Source organism: Actinacidiphila bryophytorum, assembly GCF_016916835.1.
Taxonomy (GTDB): Bacteria; Actinomycetota; Actinomycetes; order Streptomycetales; family Streptomycetaceae; genus Actinacidiphila; species Actinacidiphila bryophytorum.
On sequence record NZ_JAFFIX010000007.1, the window covers coordinates 112231 to 129303 of the forward strand.

Here is a 17073-nt window from a genome sequence, read left to right on the forward strand (position 1 = left end):
GACCTTAGAACGGCCGAAGCGGACACATCGGACGCTGTCGTCCGTCCGGGGACACCTTGACGCCGTCTTGACGCGGAAAACGGCCCCTCCGGGTGGCGGACCGGCACCGGAGGGCGCCGGTCCGGCTGCCGGATACCCGGTCCGGTGCCGGGCTGCCGGCTCAGGTGTCGGAGACGATCGTGCCGTCGCGCAGTTCGAGCACCCGGTCGGCGAGGGCGAGCAGCTGGTTGTCGTGCGTGGCGACCAGCGCGGTCACCCCCTCGCTGCGCACCACGGCCCGCAGCAGCTCCATCACGGCCAGCCCGGTGTCCGCGTCGAGCTGCCCGGTGGGCTCGTCGGCGATGATCAGGTCGGGGCGGTTGGCGAGCGCCCGCGCGATGGCGACCCGCTGCTGCTGGCCGCCGGACAGCTCGCCGGGGCGCTGGGCCGCGTGGTCGGCGAGGCCGACCAGGGCGAGCAGCAGCTCGACGCGCTCCTCGCGCTCGCGCGGCGGCGTCTTGCGCAGCCGCATCGGCACCCCGACGTTCTCCGCGGCGGTGAGGATCGGGATCAGGCCGAAGGACTGGAAGACGAAGCCGATACGGTCCCTGCGCAGCGCCAGCAGGTCGTCGTCGCCGAGGCCTGCCAGGTCGGTGCCGTCCAGCGATATGCGGCCGCCGTCGGGGGTGTCGAGGCCGCCCACCAGGTTGAGCACGGTGGTCTTGCCGGAGCCTGAGCGGCCCTTGAGCGCCACCAGCTCGCCGCGCGGCACCGCGAAGGACACCCCGCGCAGCGCGTGCACGGCGGTCTCGCCGCTGCCGTACGTGCGGTGCAGGTCCTCGACCACCACCATCTCGCCGGTCTTCGGCGAGGTCTCCACCGCCGTGGCGGACTGCTCGGTCATCCGTGCTCCCCCTTCGTGTGCCCGTTCATCCTTCGTCCCCGTCCTGCCCGTCCTGCCCATCCTGCCCCGCGGGGCCGTCCGCGGCGGACGCGGCCTCCTGCCCGGCGCCGCGGTCCGCCCACACCCCGACGTGGTCCGGCTCCGCGGTCAGCCGTACGCGGCGGTGCAGGCCGTAGCGCTCGGTGTACTCGCGCGGCAGCTGCAGCCGCCCGGCCCGGTCGAGTACGGCGTACTCCTCCGCGCCGCCCGGCTCCGAGCCAGCCCCGCCCGCCCCCGGGCGCAGCACCTCGGTCGCGGTGCGGCCGTCGCGTATCCGTACCGTACGCCTGACCTGCTCCGAGACCGCGGGGTCGTGGGTAACGATCAGGACCGTGACGCCCAGTTCCGCGTTCGTGCGGCGCAGCGCGGCGAAGACCTCCTCGCCGCTCGCGGTGTCCAGCTCGCCGGTCGGCTCGTCGGCGAAGAGCACCTGGGGGGTGTTGGCGCCGGCCACGGCGATGGCCACCCGCTGCTGCTGGCCGCCGGACAGCTCGCCGGGGCGGCGGTTGCGGCAGTCGGCGACGCCCAGCAGATCGAGCAGCTCCATCGCGCGGACTGCGCGCCCGGCCCGCGGGACCCGTGCGTAGCCCATCGGCAGTGTCACGTTCTCCAGGGCCGTCAGGTACGGCAGCAGGTTGCGGCCGGTCTGCTGCCAGACGAAGCCGACCGTACGGCGCCGGTAGTCCAGGCGTTCGCGGCGCTTCATGGCGAGCAGGTCGTGCCGGGCGACCCTGGCCCGGCCCGCGGTCGGCAGGTCGAGGCCGGACAGGATGCCCAGCAGGGTGGACTTGCCGGACCCCGACGCGCCGACGACGGCGAGCAGCTCGCCCTGGTCCACGGTCAGGTCGAGGCCTTGCAGCGCCTGCACCTCGACGCCCTCGGTGCGGTAGACCCGCACCAGGTTGTCGCAGACGATCAGGCCCTCGTCCGCCTCGGGTGCGGACTTGGCCATGGCGCGGGCCTGGAGTGCGGCGAGGTCGGTCATACGGTCTCCCCGTGGTGTGCCGGCGGTCCGGTCCTCGTACGGCGGGCTGTTCATACGGAGTCCCCCAGCCGAAGGACCGTGCCCAGGCCGCGGCGCCGCCCCGCCCAGGTCTCGGCGGCGACGGCGGCGGTCACCAGGGCGACGAGGCCGACGCCGAGGCCGGCCGTGAGGGCGTAGTCGGTGTGCAACGCGGGTGCGGCGGGCCCGCCGGTGAACTCGCGCAGGGTCAGCGCGGGTCCCAGGACACTGGGCAGCAGCAGACCGAGCGCCACGCCCCCGGCGGCCGCGGCCAGGGTCATGGGCGTCAGTTCCAGCACGTCGAGAGCCGCGATGCTGCGGGTCGGCAGGCCGAGAGTGCGCAGACGGGAGGCGGTGCGGCCACGGTCACGGGCCGAGAGCAGCAGCTCCAGCAGCAGTGCCATCAGCGCGAACAGCACGGCGAGCGCGGTGGCCGCCGCGTACGTGCGCCGTACTCCGCGCAGCAGCCCGTCGTGCGCGGCGAGCGACAGCTCGTCGGCCTTGATCCGGACCTGGCCGGAGGGACCGGCGATCCGCGCACCCTCGGTGCGCAGCACGTCGCCGTCCAGATGCGGCCCGTAGAGCAGCACGGCTGCGTTGTCGTACTCGTCAGGGCCGAGCATGCGCAGTTCGGCGGCGTCCACCAGCAGCAGCGGGCTGCCGGCGGCCACCGCCGTACGGCTGTCGCCTCCCTCACCGCGCCCCGCGTCCCGCTGGTCGATGCTCAGCAGCGGTCCGAGCGCCGGGTCACGCCGGGCGGCGTCCGGCAGCCGGCCCACGACGCGGATGGAGACGGTGCGGCGCCGCAGGACCGTGCTGTACGTGTCGCCGATCGTGCCGCCCGCGAAGTCGGCGCTGGCCAGGGCGGGCAGGACGTAGTGGCCGTCGACCGGCGCGGGCTCGGGCCTGCCCGCCAGGCCGGCTGCGGTGAGCGCGCGGGCGGCGGCGGAATCCGGGGCCTGGGCGGCGAGCACGCCGGCGTCGAGGCCTGCGACGCGGGCCGTGGTGTAGCGGGCGCCGTCCGTCGTGCTGGTGAGCTCGTTGACCAGGCTGCGGACGACGGTGGCCTTGCGGACGCCCTGGACTGTCGCCAGGGCCTTGTCCACGGTGCCGTCCCGGCCCGCGCCGATCACGACCGCGTCGGCGCCCGAACTCCACACCGCCGCGGTCGCACTGCCGTCGGCGACGGTACGGGACACCAGGCCGCCGAAGACCGCCGTGGACAGCGTCATGACCAGCACCAGCAGGGCCAACGCGTGCCCGGGCGCCTCCCGGGCCGCACGCGAGAACGCGATCAGCGGCACGGTCCCGCGGCGGCCGCGCGCGGCACGGGACACCAGCCGCAGCGGCAGCGGGTAGAGCCGCACCAGCAGCACCACGGCGGCGGCCCCCAGCAGGGCGGGCACCACGGCGAGCCGCACGTCCTGCCCGCCCGCCCCGGCGCCGTGGGCACGCACCATCAGCACCCCCGCGACGGCGAGCAGCAGCACCATGCCCTCGACGGCGAGCCGCCGTACCGCCGCGGGGCGGCTCTCCGATCCGCTCCGGTCGCGGGCCGCGGCCAGCGTGAGCAGCGGCAGCGTCAGCCAGGCCACAGCGGCGACCACGAGCGCCGGCAGCAGGCTGCCGTGCCCTGTGCCCCCCGCGGGCGCGAACAGGACGGCGGCGCCGGTGCCGAGCACCGCCCCGAGCAGCGCGGCGGGAGCGGTCTGCAGGAGCCGTACGAGTGCCAGGTCGGTCGCGGAAGCGCCGCGGGCGCGTTGCAGGGCCTGGGCTGCGGCCCTGCGGTGGACCGCCAGGCGTGCGGTGACGACGACGGTGGCGAGGCCGACCGCGATCAGCCCGGCCAGGGCGAAGGACTCCAGGGTGCGGGCCTGGTCGCGGGCCCGTGCGAAAGCCACCAACATGTCGGGCACGTCGTCGTCGGTGGTGAGCGGGGTCGTCGCGAAGAACCCCACAGAGCAGGGGGTGGCCATGTAGTCCTCGGCGGCGGGGCAGTAGACGTCGGCAACGGCTGACGCGAAGCTGTCGGCCTCGTCGCGCAGCGTGCGCAGCCCCGCAGGGGTCGCCATCCGGGTCGCCTGCCCGGGCGTCATCCGGATCGAGTCGCGCCACTGCACGGTGACGCGGGGGTCCTGGCCCCGGCTGCCTTGCAGCAGCGCGTCGATCGAGGCCGCGTCGACCACGGCCTGGGCGCGCCACCGGCCCTCGGTGCGGATCGGCCGGGCGAGCAGCGCCTCCTCGTGCCAGAGCCGCGCGGCGGCGCCGGTCGGCGGCGCGAAGAAGCCGGTGACGACGGCGTCGGTGTCGTTGCCGCCGACGTCCGGCCAGAGGTGGAATCGCTGACCCACTCTCAGGTGCAGGACGTCGCGGGCGGCGATGGAGAAGCCGACCGGGATCGGCGAGGTCGCTGTCGCCGGGCCGGGCATGCTGCCCTGGGTGTAGGCGGAACCCGGCGGTGCGTCGTCCGCGTACAGCAGCCCGAGCTGGAGGGGGCCGGCGGCGGTGACGGCGGCAAGCTGGGGCACCTCGACGCGGGTGGAGCCGTGCACGAGCATCGCCTTCAGCGGCGGCTCGGCCGCGGTGAGCAGCTCCTCCCCGGTCCCCCGGAGGTCGTGCGCGAGGGTGGAGCCGGAGGGATCGCCGGCGGACAGGGCCTCGTTCCCCTTCATCGTGAGGGTGTGCCGGATCTCCGCGTCGTTCTGCTGGGCGACCGCAAGGCGGCTGCGCAGCGCGTCGGCCGCCCACCGGTCGAGCAGTGGCGGCCCGGCGGCTGTGACCAGCGCGAGCAGCGCGACGACCAGGGTCAGGCACGCCAGCAGCGGCGCCTCCGCCCACGCCTCCCGCCGCACCCCCGGATCCCGTACCGCGCTTCCCGGCCGCAGCCACCGCAACACCCCGAGCCTTCTCACGCCCGCCCCCCCGACCCACCTCGACAGAGCGCCTGGACGGCCCCGGCGCCCTCGGCCGGGAAGCCGCACGCCGCTGCCCGCCCCCGGCCGTGCGCACGGCGTATCCGGCCCTCGTCGTCCGTGCGCGCCGCGCGGCGCACCGGCCTCATCCCTCGTCACCCGCGCGCAGGACGCGGACCAGGTCGACGCGGGCGAAGACCCGGGCCAGGGCGGTGACCACGGCGACGATCAGCAGGGCCGTACCGAGGGCGACCGCGCCGACTTCCGGCCAGGGGACGCTCACGGCGAGGCTCGGGACGATCGCGGCGCCGGTGGCGTCCACGCTGACCAGCGGGATGATCGCGGCCGCGAGAAGGGCGCCCAGCGCACTGCCCAGCACGACGGCGAGCAGGGCGAGGCCGAGTTGCTCGGTCCACAGCAGCGCGGCCAGTTGGCGTCTGCGGACACCGATGGCGCGCAGCAGCGCGAACTCGCCGCGCCGTGAGCGGGCCGACATCGCGGTGTGCAAGGTGAAGCCGATGACCGCGAAGGCCGGGGCGAGCACCAGGGCGAGCACCAGGGCGGCGCGGGTGCCCCTCTGCAGGGGGTCGTCGCGGATCTGCCGGGCGGCCTGCCGCACGGTGGTTCCGGCGCCGGCCGCCGGATCGGCGCGCAGGGCGGCCGCGGCGGCCGTCGCGTCGCCATGCCGGGCGGACAGCAGCCAGAAGTCGTCGAGCGGTGGTGCGTTGCCCGACGCGACCTCGGCAGCGGCGAGTGCACGTGAGTCGACGAGCAGCCGGCCCAGGGAGCGGTCGACGCCGGGCACCGCGGTGATCCGGCCGATGATCTTCACTTTGATGGAGACCCCGTCCCCGGCGTCCAGGGCGACCACCGCCCCGGTGTCGAACTCCCCCGTGGCCTGGAGGGTGGCGTCGGCGAGCGCGGGCACGGGCGGCTGGTGGGGCGCTGCGACGGGGCCGAGGGTCATGTCCCACTGCGGCGGGACGGATCCGGGCGCGGGGCCGCGGAAGGTGCCGGAGAAGAGCGCGCCGGGCGTCCCCGCGTTGGCGCACAGGTGCGGATTCGCCGTCGTCTCGGAGTCGACGGTGCGGGGGTCGCACCCGGCGTCGTCGTAGACCGGGTCGGTCAGGTCACGCCACAGGGCGCCGTGCGGCGCCGCTGCGGAGTCGATCCGCAGGTGGTACGTGCGGCGCTCATAGGGAAAGCGGATACTCACGCCGAGCCCGATGACCCGCAGCGGGTAGCGGCGGGCGGCCGGGGCGCGCCCGGTGAAGCCGAGCGGCAGCCGCACCGTGTACGGCGTGCCGTCGGTGACCGGCAGCGAGGTGGCGAGGTGGTCGGGAAGCCCGTCGGCGTCCTCGGTCGTGACGGTCAGCTCCACCGGCACGTACGGCCCCTTGCCGCCTGCGGACAGCCGTACGGTGAGCGTCAGTTCGTTCGGGCGGCCGGGCAGGGTGAATCCGTGGTCGGGGACCGCGGCGCCGAGGCCGGCGAGCAGGTCGGCCGCGGGCCGGTCGGTGAAGTCGGAACGCAGCGCGGGCACGGGTCCCGTGTCGGCGGACGTCTGGGTCGCGAGGACCGCCGCGGTGTTCACGCCTTCCACGGTCAGGGTCTGCTCGCCGCGGCTCACCCCCAGCTCGGTGACCGGGGTGACGGCGGTGGCACCGGGCAGGGCCGCGTAGACGTCGTGCCGCTGGGCGGTGGGCGGAACCTGCCCGAGGGTCTGCAGCGGCGGGGCGACCCGCAGGTCGCCGCCGACGCCGAAGGCGGCCTGGTCACTCGCCCCGCGATCGAGGATCGCCAGCGAGGTCACGCCGAGCGAGCCGACGGCGAGAGCGAGCGTCATGAGAAGCGCGGGCCCGGTGTGCCGGGCCGCCCGGCGGCCGATCTGCCAGCCGCCGAGCGGCAGGACGAAGCCGGCGGCGCGGCGCGCGGCCCGGTCGATGAGCGGCGCGGCGAGCGGCAGCAGCCGCAGGCTCAGCAGCGTGGCGGCCGCGGTCATCAGCACAGGGGTGAGGATCAGTACCGGGTCGACGGAGGTGCCGCTGACGCCGCCGCCGACCACCGGGCTGCGGTAGTGGCGCAGTTCGAGCCAGCCGGAGACGGCGACCGCGGTGAGTGCCACGTCGGTGCCCGCCCGCTGGAAGGCGGCGGCGCGGGCGCCGCGCAGCCGCAGCCGCATCCCCGCCCGGCGGTCGGCGGCCGTGCGCGCGGTGGGGAGCAGTACCGCGGCCCCGTGTACCGCGAGGGCCAGCAGGGCCGCGGTCCAGCCGACGGCGTTCGCGCCGGACGCGGGCAGGGCGCCGTGCAGCAGCCCGGCGCGGTGCAGGCCGGCGAGCAGCGGACCGGCCAGGAAGGGCGCGGCCACCGCGGCGGGTACCGCGGCCACTGCCCACTGTCCGGCAGCCCCGGCGACCAGCCGGCCCGTTCCGGCGCCCCGCGCACCCTTCAGAGCGACCTCCGCGGCCCGCGCCTGGGCGAGTTGACGGGCGGTCAGCACCAGGGCGGCGGCAGCGAGGGCGGCGAGCAGCGCGGCGGGGATGTCGATCCCGGCGCGTGCGACGGCCATCGGCGCGGACAGGGCGGCGAGCGTGTCGGGCAGGCGCGACGAGGTGTAGACGCCGCCCATGGCCGGCGGTTTGCCCTGGAAGACGGAGACGGCGGTGTCGCTGCCGGCGAAGCGCGCAGCGCGGTCGTGGAGCGGGCCGATCGCGCCGAGACTCAGCCGGGAGCTGTCGGGGGCACCGATCCAGGCGGCGAGCGCGTCGGCCGCGAGCGCGGGCTGAGCCGTGAAGGCGCCGGGGGCGATGACGGCGAGGCTGTCAGGGGTGCTGGAGGAACTGCTGAGCCCGGCCAGGACGCCAGGGCCGCCGGGCGCGGGGCGGTAGGTGCCGGTGAGTCGTACAGCGAGGCGATGCGGGCCTGCCTGGAGACTGAACCTGTCGCCGACGCGCAGGCCGACGCGGGCGGCTGCGGGCTGGCTGAGGGCCATCTGGAGGGGGGCTCCGGGCCTGCCCGCGGTGGCCTGTGGCCAGCTGCCTGCGGTGAGCCGGGCGTGCGCGGCGGGGTCGGGCAGGGCGACGACCGCGGACGATGCGCCGCTGAGATTGCCGTCGGCACGGATCAGGGAGTATTCGGCGCCCAACGAGGCGGGAGAGCGCAGCGCGGTGTAGGTGTGGTGCGGCACCTCGCCGAAGACCCGGTCGAGCGCCGCGCGGGCTGCCTTGTCGCCGCCGGCCAGGTCCTGTGGCCGGTAATTGCCGAAGATGTCGACGCCGGTGTCGGTGTCGCCGGCCAGCCGCTGCTGGACGGCGCTCTGCACGGAGCGGTCCGCGAGCGCGGCGAGGGCCGACAGCACGGTGGCGGACAGCAGGATCGCGAGGGCCGCGGCGAGCAGTACGGCGAGGTAGTGGGTACCGCCGCGGACAGGGCCGGGCGCGGCGGGGCCGCCGGTTCTGCGGCGCGCACGCCCCGGCCGTAAGTCCGTTGCCATATGCCGACCCCCCGCGCTGCGGGCGACCGTGCGGGTGCCCGGCGGGGACGCTAGCCCCGGAGGCAGCAATCCTGCAAGGCTTTGCGGAAAAGCGGACGGAATTTTTCCGGTTCATGCAGGGTTTTTGCGCCACCCTTGCGGGAAACGCGAGGCGGCGAACCCGGCACGTATGCCCGGTGGGCCATCGGCGCCTCGCGGGTGCGGGTCCGGATCCGGCAGCTGCCGGATCCGGACCCGCCGGCACCGCTCCTACCGCGCAGCGCCCGGCGTCAGTGCAGCTCGGTGATCTCCGGGCCGCGGCGCATCGGGTCGATGCCGTCACCGAACTTCGACGGCTCCTGCTGCTCGGCCGCACCGTCCGGCACCATCTGGGCGTCGCTCGGCAGCTTGAGCACGATCGGGTCGCGCGGCGCCATCGGGGAGTCGCCGCGGAGCACCACGGTGTCACGGAAGACCGACTCCAGGACACCGGCGGCGGCAGGCTGCACCGCCCCCTGCCCGGAGATCACCCCGCGCAGGAACCAGCGCGGTCCGTCGCACCCGACGAAGCGCACCAGCTGCACCCCGTTGGTGCCGTCCGGCAGCTGCACCGGCACCTGGGCACGCAGCTCCCAGCCCAGCGGTCCCTCGACCTCGTCGACGACACCGCCCTGCTGGGTGATGCCGGAGGCGATCTCCTCGCGCACCTCGCCCCAGATCCCCTCGGACCTGGGTGCGGCGAACGCCTGGAGCTGCACGGCGCTGTCACGCAGCACCACGGTGGCCGCGACGATCGACTCGCCCGCCACCTCCACCCGCAGCTCCATGCCCTCGACCCCGGGCACGAACAGTCCGCCGAGGTCGACCCGGCCGTCGCCGGGCTCCCTGACCTCGCTGATGTCCCACGGCCCGTCGGGCCGCGGCGCGGGCGGGAGGTTGTACCGGTTGGAGTCACCGGAGTCGTCCGACTCCTCAGCGTCCTCGGCCAGCTCTTCTTCGGCCTCGACGGCCTCATCGAGCTCGTCGAGGGCGTCTTCGCGCTCCTTGCGACGACGGAACACGGTCACTGTCCTTCCCGGTCTGCTACGACCGATGCGTATCCGTATCTGGACGTGTCAGCCGACGGCGTCTCCACCGCGGCATGACCCCCCGTGGAGCCGAAGCCCCCCGCGGCCCTGGCAGAGCCGGGCAGCTCCGCCACTTCGTGGAAGCGGACCCGCTCGACCTGCTGGACGACCAGTTGGGCGATCCGGTCGCCCCGCTCGAACCGCACGGACTCGCGCGGGTCCAGATTGACCACGATCACCTTGATCTCTCCACGGTACCCGGCATCCACCGTTCCCGGGGCATTCACCAGTGCTACTCCGCACCGGGCGGCAAGACCGGACCGCGGGTGCACGAAGGCCGCGTAGCCGTCGGGCAGCGCGACGGAGATCCCGGTGGGCAGCACGGCCCGCTCGCCGGGTGCCAGCTCGGCGGCCTGCGTGGTGGTCAGGTCGACGCCGGCGTCCCCTGGATGCCCGTAGGAGGGCACGGGCACCGACCCGTCGAGCCGGCGCAGCAGCACGTCCACCGGGGGCCGGGTCACGGGTTCACCTCGAAGGCGCGGGCGACCTTGACCTGGTCGGGGTCCTCCATGGCGGCCCTGATCTCCTCGGGCCTGCCGTTGGCCGTGAAGTGGTCGAGCTTGACCTCGACGAAGAGCGCGTCGGCGCGGACGGCCACCGGCCCCTCGGGGCCGCCGATCCGGCCCTCGGCGCTGCTGTAGATCTTGCGGCCCGCCACCGCGGTGCAGCGGGCGGTCAGGTGCAGGGTCGCTCCGACCGGCACCGGGCGGACGAAGTCCGACTCCAGGCGCCCGGTGACCGCGATGACCCGCAGCAGCCAGCCCAGCGCGCCCAGCGTCTCGTCCAGCGCCGACACCAGCACCCCGCCGTGCGCGAGCCCGGGAGCCCCCTGGTGGGCGGGCTGCACGGTGAACTCCGCGGTCACGCTGACGCCTTCGCCCGCCCTGGCCGCCAGGTGCAGCCCGTGCGGCTGGGCATCGCCGCAGCCGAAGCACTGGTCGTAGTGGGCGCCCAGCAGTTCGCCCGGCGCGGGGGCGTCGGGGTGCCGTACGGGCGCGGCGGCGTCTGGCGGCGGCTTGAGGCCCTGCCGCCCGTCCCCCGGGGGTGTCGTTGCTGCACTCACGCCCGAGACCCTACCCTCCTGCGCTGTCCCCTCCCGCCGTGCCCGCGGCCCTCTCGGCGGCACATGGCAGTCTGGTGCCATGCAGCCTTACGACGAACGGCTCACCGTCCCGCGTTCCTGGTGGTTCCTGGCCATCGCCGTGGGTGTGGCGGTGGCGCTGATCCTGCTCCCCTTCGGCCCGCTGCCGCTGCTGGCCGGCCTGGTCGGCGGCGCCGCCCTGTCCATGATGGCCGTCAGCTCCTACGGGTCGGCCCGGATCAGGGTGGTGGCCGGTTCGCTGGTCGCCGGCAAGGCGCGGATCCCGGTGGCGGCGCTGGGCGCGGCGACCGTGCTGGACCCGGAGGAGACGGTGGCCTGGCGGTCGCACAAGGCGGACCCGCGGGCCTTCATGCTGATGCGCTCGTACGTACCGACCGCGCTCAAGGTCGAGGTGACCGACCCCGCGGACCCCACGCCTTACGTGTATCTGTCGACGCGTTCGCCGCAGCGGCTCGCGGCGGCACTCGACGCGGTCAGGACCGCGGAAGCCGCCTAGATCCCGGCGTCAGGGGCCGGGTAGGGGCCAGGTCCCGCCTCTTCCACCGGCAGCTCGGGCCAGGGGAACTGCGTCGCGCGCAGGTCGCGGCGAACCCGCTCGGCGAGTTTGCGGGTGTCGCGGCGGTTCATCACCGCGCCGACGGCCGCACCGATCATGAACGGCGTCAGGACGGGCGCATTGCGCAGCGTCCTGCGCAGCAGCCGCTGCCGCATCTCGCGCTTCATGGTGCTGCCCAGCGCGACGTTGACGGTGGACAGCTTCAGCACGTCGATACCGCGCTGCTCGGTCCAGGACCACAGATAGGCGGTGGCCCGCTCGCGGGCACCACCGGGGACGCGCAGTCCGTAGACCTCGTGCAGCTCGGCGATCAGCTTGTACTCGATGGCCGCGACGCCGAAGGTCTCGGTCACCAGCTCCGCCGGCATGGCCGGCGGGGTGGGCAGCATCGCGGCGGCGCCGACACCGGCGCCGACCGTCATCGTGCCCTTGACCGCGGTGGCGATCAGCCGGTCCGCGATCGCTTCCGGGCCGAGCCCGGGGAACTGCCGGCGCAAGGTGGCCAGGTCCCGCACCGGGATGCGGGGTGCCACCTCGATGAGCCGCTCGGCGGCAGAGCCGATACCGGCACGTGCGGCACTGCCGCCCTTGCGGGCGCCGCCGCTCACACCGCTCACACCGTGCCTGACGCCCCGGCCGAGGCCGCGGGCGGTCATGGCCGCGAGCGAGGCCGCACGGCCTCGCTCGGCGCCCTCACGGCCTTCCGGCGTGCCGGTCACCCTGATCAGGCCGCGCAGTCGCGGCAGATCGGGTTGCCGTTCTTCTCCGAGGCGAGCTGGCTCCTGTGGTGCACCAGGAAGCAGCTCATGCAGGTGAACTCGTCCGCCTGCCGCGGCAGCACGCGGACCGACAGCTCCTCGTTGGAGAGGTCGGCGCCGGGCAGCTCCAGGGACTCGGCCTGGTCGAACTCGTCGACGTCGACCGCGGAGGTCGACTTCTCGTTCCTGCGTGCCTTCAGTTCCTCGATGCTGTCCTCGTTGACGTCATCGTCGGTCTTGCGTGGAGTGTCGTAATCCGTTGCCATTTTTCGCTCTCCCCCTGTGGGTGTCTGCGGTGTCTCCAGCGCACGTAACGCGCGGGAGGCCGGACTTGTGCCCGACCTGAGGCGGAGATTTTGCCTCACATCAAGGCCTGTTACTCAATCGACACCCAGCTACACCCCCGAAGGGGTGATCGCACGGGTGGCCGATCATGGTCTCCGATGGCCGGGAACCGTTCCGCCGCGGCCGCCAGTACCTGTACTTCCCGTGATCATGACCTGCGGAAACATGGATTTTCCGGTCTTTTCCCCAATGTCTTGATCACTGAGTGTAGGCGATGGGGAAATCGTGTGTGCGATCGATCACAACACATCCGGGCGCGGCACAGATCGCAGAATTACTCGCAAAGCGAACAGTGGTCGGGCGGGCCGCCACACTCCGTGATCAGCGGCGTGACACGGTTCACACCGCACTTCGGCATCTTGCGGCCCACCTGGTCAGACCGGGATCGCGACCCTCATGACCAGGCCACCGCCCTCGCGGGGCTCCGCGGTGATGACCCCGCCGTGCGCCCTGGCGACCGAGCGGGCGATGGACAGGCCGAGGCCGACGCCCTTGTCGCTCCCGGTGCGCTCGGTGCGCAGCCGCCGGAAGGGCTCGAAGAGGTTGTCGATCTCATATGCCGGGACGACCGGTCCGGTATTCGCCACGACGATGAGCGCGTGGCCGCCCCGCACCTCGGTGCCGACCTCGACCCAGCCGTCCTTGGGCACGTTGTAGCGCACCGCGTTCTGCACCAGATTCAGCGCGATCCGCTCCAGCAGCACACCGCTGCCCTGCACGACCGCCGCCTCCAGGGCGGCGCGCAGCTCCACGCCCTTGGCCTGCGCCTCGCCACGGGTCTGCTCCAGCGCCTGGGAGGCCGCCTCCGCCAGGTCCACCGGCTTGCGGTCGACGATCTCGTTGTCGCTGCGGGCCAGCAGCAGCAGACCCTCCACGAGCTGCTCGCTGCGCTCGTTGGTGGCCAGCAGGGTCTTGCCGAGCTGTTGCAGGTCGGCCGACGCCTCCGGATCGGACAGCTGGACCTCCAGCAGCGTCCGGTTGATCGCCAGCGGGGTGCGCAGCTCGTGCGAGGCGTTCGCGACGAAGCGGCGCTGGGCGTCGAAGGAGCGCTCCAGCCGGTCCAGCATCTCGTCGAAGGTGTCGGCCAGCTCCTTGAGCTCGTCGTCGGGTCCGTCCAGCTCGATCCGGCGCTTGAGGTCGGAGCCGACCACGCTGCGGGCGGTGCGGGTGATCCGCCCCAGCGGGGACAGCACCCGCCCCGCCATCACGTAGCCGAAGGCGAAGGCGACCATGGCCAGGCCGATCAGCGCCAGCAGGGAGCGTTTGAGCAGCGTGTTCAGCGCCAGGTCACGCTGGTGCCGCATGCAGGTGTTGAGCGCGGCGTTGAACTCGTCCTGGCTGGCCTGGCCGGTGGAGGGCAGCGCGGGGCAGCCGTTGTTCTGGATGTTGGCGCTGATGATCTTGAAGGGCAGCTCGCTGCCCTCCTTGATGGCCTGCGCGGCCAGCAGGTAGATGATCCACAGCAGCAGCACGCCGGCGATCAGGAACATGCCGCCGTAGAGCACGGTGAGCCGTATCCGGATGGTCGGCCGCAGCCACGGCGGCTGGCCCTCGGCGGGCTGCGGGTCCCACGGCGGGCGCGGCGGCGCCTGCGGTGCGGGGGGCGGGGGGGACGAGGGGGATGCCACGCGATCAGATCCGGTAACCCGAGCCGGGCACGGTGACGATCACCGGCGGCTCGCCCAGCTTGCGGCGCAGGGTCATCACCGTGACGCGCACCACGTTGGTGAACGGGTCGGTGTTCTCGTCCCAGGCCTTCTCCAGCAGCTGCTCGGCCGAGACCACCGAGCCCTCGCTGCGCATCAGCACCTCGAGCACCGCGAACTCCTTGGGCGCCAGGTGGACCTCTGCGCCGTCCCTGGAGACCTCGCGGCGGTTCGGGTCGAGCCGGATGCCGGAGCGCTCCAGGACCGGAGGCAGGGCCGCGGTCGTACGCCGCCCGAGCGCGCGGACCCTGGCGGTCAGCTCGGTGAAGGCGAAGGGCTTGGGCAGGTAGTCGTCCGCGCCCAGCTCCAGGCCCTCGACCCGGTCGCTGACGTCGCCGGCGGCGGTCAGCATCAGCACCCGGGTCGGCAGGCCGAGGCCGACGATCTGCCGGCACACCTCGTCACCGTGCACGACCGGGAGGTCACGGTCCAGTACGACGACGTCGTAGTCGTTGACCCCGATACGCTCCAGGGCCGCACCGCCGTCGTAGACCACGTCGACGGCCATGGCCTCGCGGCGCAGGCCGGTGGCAACCGCATCGGCGAGCAGTTGCTCGTCCTCGACGACCAGTACGCGCAAGGCGCTGTTCCTTCCGTGAGCTGTGGGAATGCTCCCCCATCCTGCACCGGACCCCGGTAAATCGGCGGTAAGTGCGCGGCCCGAGGAATTTCCCTCGGCCGGATGAGGTTTCCGGTGCTGGCCTGACGGGGAGGACGACTGCACACCCACCCACCACGCCTGTCGCGCGTTGCCGCGCGCGGCATCTGGCTTGACACATCCCCGTGTCAACGGAGACGACGAGGGGGCGCCACATGGACGCGTTCACCACCGGAATCCTGCAGCGCATACACACGACGGAGTCCGACCTGCGCAGGGCGCGGGAGACGGGCGACGAATTCCTCGCCGAGGTCGAACAGGGCGAGCTGGACGACCTGCGCAGGCTCGCAGCGGAGCACGGCGTGGACGTACGGCCCAAGGTCGCCTGACCCCCAAGCCGCACGCCCCGGCCCCAGGAGGGAGCCGGGGCGTTCGCATGCCCGCCGCCGTACCGGCCCGGGGGTCAGTCGTGCCAGGCGCCCAACTCCTCCAGGCACTGCTGCAGCGGCTCGAAGAGCCCCGCGGGCGCGGCCACCGTGAGGTCGCCCGAGGCCCGCTCCCCCGGCCGCCCGCCGGTGAGCGCGCCGGCCTCGCGGGCGAAGAGGTCGCCGGCGGCCAGGTCCCAGGGGTTGAGCCCGCGCTCGTAATACGCGTCGAGCCGCCCGCAGCCCACGTCGACCAGGTCGATCGCCGCAGACCCGGCGCGCCGGATGTCGCGGACCTGCGGCAGCAGGGCGCGCACCACCTCCGCCTGGGCGGCCCGCCGCTCGGCGACGTAGCCGAAGCCGGTGCCGACCAGCGCCTGGGCCAGCTCGGGGGCCGGCCTGCGGCGCGCCTGGACACCGTTGACCAGGGCGCCGCCGCCCAGCACCGCCTGGTAGGTCTCGCCGCGCATCGGCGCCTCCACGACGCCCACCACCACCTCGCCGTCCAGCTCGGCGGCGATGCTGACCGACCAGGACGGCAGGCCGTAGAGGTAGTTCACGGTGCCGTCCAGCGGGTCGATGACCCAGCGCACCCCGCTGCTGCCCGCACGGCTGGCGCCCTCCTCGCCCAGCAGGCCGTCGTCCGGGCGCAGCCGGGCGATGTGGTCGGTGATCAGCTTCTCCGCGGCGATGTCCATCTCGGTGACGACGTCGACCTGGCTGCTCTTGGTGGCGGCGACGCCGAGGTCGGCCGGGCGGCCGTCCCGCAGCAGGGCGCCGGCCCTGCGGGCCGCGTCGAGGGCGACCCCGAGCAGCTCGGCGTACTGCGCGGTGCGGTCGGGCGGTGACGCTTGGGTGCTCACGTGACTCCTCAGTCGGTTCCTGCGGCGGCGGGCAGCGGCTTCCTGGCGGGACAGCAGCCGGCGGGACACACGTCGTGGCTCGGGCCGAGGGCGCCGAGCGCGCAGCGGGCGGGGGCGGCGCCGCGTTCGGCGGCGGCCCGCTCCAGCACCAGGTCGCGCACGGCCGCGGCGAACCGCGGGTCGGCACCTACGGTGGCGGCCCTGCTGACCGGCAGGTCCAGCTCGGCGGCCTTGGCCGCCGCCTCGGTGTCCAGGTCGTACTTCACCTCCATGTGGTCGGAGACGAAGCCGATCGGCACCATGACGACGGCCGGGGCGCCGTCCGCCTGCACCGCTTCCAGGTGGTCGCAGATGTCGGGTTCGAGCCAGGGGATCTGCGGGGCGCCGCTGCGGGACTGGTAGACCAGCTCCCAGGGGCGCTCCACGCCGTCCGCGGCCTGCACGGCGGCGGCGACCAGCCGCGCGGTGTCCAGGTGCTGCGCGACGTAGGCGCCGCCGTCGCCGTGGCCCTCGACCGGCCCCGAGGTGTCGGCGGCGGCGGTCGGGATCGAGTGGGTGGTGAAGGCGAGCCGGGCGCCGGCCCGTACCGCGGGCGGCAGGGCGGCGAGCGCGGCCAGTGTCGCCTCGGCCATCGGCTCGACGAAGCCGGGGTGGTTGAAGTAGTGCCGCAGCTTGTCGACCTGCGGCACCGCCCGGCCCTCGGCGGCGAGCGTGGCGAGGGCGGCGGCCAGGTTCTCGCGGTACTGCCGGCAGCCGGAGTAGGAGGCGTAGGCGCTGGTGGCCAGCACCAGGACGCGGCGGTGGCCGGTGTCGGACATCTCCCGCAGCGTGTCGGTCAGGTAGGGCGCCCAGTTGCGGTTGCCCCAGAAGACCGGCAGGTCCAGGCCGTGCTGGGCGAAGTCCTTGCGCAGCGCGTCGAGCAGGTCGCGGTTCTGCTCGTTGATCGGGCTGACCCCGCCGAAGAGGAAGTAGTGCTGCCCGACCTCCTTGAGGCGCTCGCGCGGGATGCCGCGGCCGCGGGTGACGTTCTCCAGGAAGGGCACCACGTCGTCGGGTCCCTCGGGGCCGCCGAAGGACAGCAGCAGGAGCGCGTCGTAGGGGGCGGGGTCGGTGCCCGGCGCCGCGGTCCCCGGCACACGGGCGTCGGTCTTGGGTGGCTGCTCTGGCATGCCTCCGATCCTGCCACCAGGTCGCGGGTGCCCCCGACCGGCCCCGGCGGCGCATTTAACCGGTTGCCGGCCTTCGTAAGCTGTAGGGACCCACCGGAGTCCTTACGGGAGCGCC

At 74.1% G+C, this 17073-nt stretch carries 15 protein-coding genes; 2 read left to right on the forward strand and 13 right to left on the reverse strand.

Features of this window, described 5'->3' with window-relative positions; all coding sequences use genetic code 11:
• Positions 1 to 160: 160 nt before the first annotated feature.
• The 7 genes from JT723_RS12980 to JT723_RS13010 form a co-directional block, all read right to left on the reverse strand.
• A complete protein-coding gene (locus JT723_RS12980) occupies positions 161 to 883 on the reverse strand; it encodes an ABC transporter ATP-binding protein (protein ID WP_205044718.1) in 723 nt (240 codons plus the stop codon).
• 25 nt (positions 884 to 908) lie between these two features.
• On the reverse strand, positions 909 to 1907 hold the full coding sequence (locus JT723_RS12985; RefSeq protein WP_205044719.1) for an ABC transporter ATP-binding protein: 999 nt from the start codon (positions 1905 to 1907) through the stop codon (positions 909 to 911).
• 50 nt (positions 1908 to 1957) lie between these two features.
• On the reverse strand, positions 1958 to 4777 hold the full coding sequence (locus tag JT723_RS12990; RefSeq protein WP_205044720.1) for an FtsX-like permease family protein: 2820 nt from the start codon (positions 4775 to 4777) through the stop codon (positions 1958 to 1960).
• Positions 4778 to 4982: 205 nt separating this feature from the next.
• Entirely contained in the window at positions 4983 to 8330 is a 3348-nt protein-coding gene (locus JT723_RS12995; RefSeq protein ID WP_205044721.1) for an FtsX-like permease family protein, read from the reverse strand.
• A 269-nt stretch (positions 8331 to 8599) separates the two neighbouring features.
• Entirely contained in the window at positions 8600 to 9370 is a 771-nt protein-coding gene (locus JT723_RS13000; RefSeq protein ID WP_205044722.1) for a DUF3710 domain-containing protein, read from the reverse strand.
• Positions 9371 to 9372: 2 nt separating this feature from the next.
• Complete coding sequence (dut, locus tag JT723_RS13005; RefSeq protein WP_205044723.1) at positions 9373 to 9897, reverse strand: dUTP diphosphatase; 525 nt, start codon at positions 9895 to 9897, stop codon at positions 9373 to 9375.
• Positions 9894 to 10499, reverse strand: a complete 606-nt coding sequence (locus JT723_RS13010; protein ID WP_251513553.1) for a PaaI family thioesterase — start codon at positions 10497 to 10499, stop codon at positions 9894 to 9896. The genes dut and JT723_RS13010 overlap by 4 nt, the downstream gene beginning before the upstream one ends.
• 79 nt (positions 10500 to 10578) lie before the next feature.
• On the opposite strand from JT723_RS13010, the gene JT723_RS13015 reads away from it, so the two are divergent.
• Positions 10579 to 11034 (forward strand): DUF3093 domain-containing protein, encoded by a 456-nt coding sequence (locus JT723_RS13015; RefSeq protein WP_205044725.1) that lies wholly within the window; start codon positions 10579 to 10581, stop codon positions 11032 to 11034.
• Here JT723_RS13015 and JT723_RS13020 read toward each other — a convergent pair.
• The 4 genes from JT723_RS13020 to JT723_RS13035 form a co-directional block, all read right to left on the reverse strand.
• The gene (locus tag JT723_RS13020; protein ID WP_372441302.1) at positions 11031 to 11822 is read right to left on the reverse strand and encodes a hypothetical protein; all 792 of its coding nucleotides are present in this window, start codon (positions 11820 to 11822) and stop codon (positions 11031 to 11033) included. The two genes, JT723_RS13015 and JT723_RS13020, sit on opposite strands and share 4 nt — an antisense overlap.
• Complete coding sequence (locus tag JT723_RS13025) at positions 11819 to 12118, reverse strand: DUF4193 domain-containing protein (protein WP_033173914.1); 300 nt, start codon at positions 12116 to 12118, stop codon at positions 11819 to 11821. Before JT723_RS13025 ends, JT723_RS13020 begins: the two co-directional genes overlap by 4 nt.
• Positions 12119 to 12571: 453 nt before the next feature.
• A complete protein-coding gene (locus JT723_RS13030; RefSeq protein WP_205044726.1) occupies positions 12572 to 13825 on the reverse strand; it encodes a sensor histidine kinase in 1254 nt (417 codons plus the stop codon).
• A 4-nt stretch (positions 13826 to 13829) separates the two neighbouring features.
• On the reverse strand, positions 13830 to 14483 hold the full coding sequence (locus tag JT723_RS13035) for a response regulator transcription factor (protein WP_205044727.1): 654 nt from the start codon (positions 14481 to 14483) through the stop codon (positions 13830 to 13832).
• A gap of 233 nt (positions 14484 to 14716) precedes the next feature.
• On the opposite strand from JT723_RS13035, the gene JT723_RS13040 reads away from it, so the two are divergent.
• Positions 14717 to 14890 (forward strand): hypothetical protein, encoded by a 174-nt coding sequence (locus tag JT723_RS13040; protein ID WP_205044728.1) that lies wholly within the window; start codon positions 14717 to 14719, stop codon positions 14888 to 14890.
• 74 nt (positions 14891 to 14964) lie between these two features.
• Here the strand turns inward: JT723_RS13040 and JT723_RS13045 are convergent, their stop codons facing one another.
• Complete coding sequence (locus JT723_RS13045; protein WP_205044729.1) at positions 14965 to 15789, reverse strand: inositol monophosphatase family protein; 825 nt, start codon at positions 15787 to 15789, stop codon at positions 14965 to 14967.
• 8 nt (positions 15790 to 15797) lie between these two features.
• Positions 15798 to 16958: a ferrochelatase gene (locus JT723_RS13050; RefSeq protein ID WP_205044730.1), complete on the reverse strand. Its 1161-nt coding sequence runs from the start codon at positions 16956 to 16958 to the stop codon at positions 15798 to 15800.
• Between the last annotated feature and the right edge of the window lie 115 nt (positions 16959 to 17073).

Bases quoted from the DNA above. Each gene is read 5' to 3' on its own strand.
- JT723_RS13015 (WP_205044725.1), top strand. From the start codon at position 10,579: ATGCAGCCTTACGACGAACGGCTCACCGTCCCGCGTTCCTGGTGGTTC.
- JT723_RS12985 (WP_205044719.1), bottom strand. From the start codon at position 1,907: ATGACCGACCTCGCCGCACTCCAGGCCCGCGCCATGGCCAAGTCCGCA.
- JT723_RS12980 (WP_205044718.1), bottom strand. From the start codon at position 883: ATGACCGAGCAGTCCGCCACGGCGGTGGAGACCTCGCCGAAGACCGGC.
- JT723_RS13050 (WP_205044730.1), bottom strand. From the start codon at position 16,958: ATGCCAGAGCAGCCACCCAAGACCGACGCCCGTGTGCCGGGGACCGCG.
- JT723_RS13025 (WP_033173914.1), bottom strand. From the start codon at position 12,118: ATGGCAACGGATTACGACACTCCACGCAAGACCGACGATGACGTCAAC.
- JT723_RS12995 (WP_205044721.1), bottom strand. From the start codon at position 8,330: ATGGCAACGGACTTACGGCCGGGGCGTGCGCGCCGCAGAACCGGCGGC.
- JT723_RS13040 (WP_205044728.1), top strand. From the start codon at position 14,717: ATGGACGCGTTCACCACCGGAATCCTGCAGCGCATACACACGACGGAG.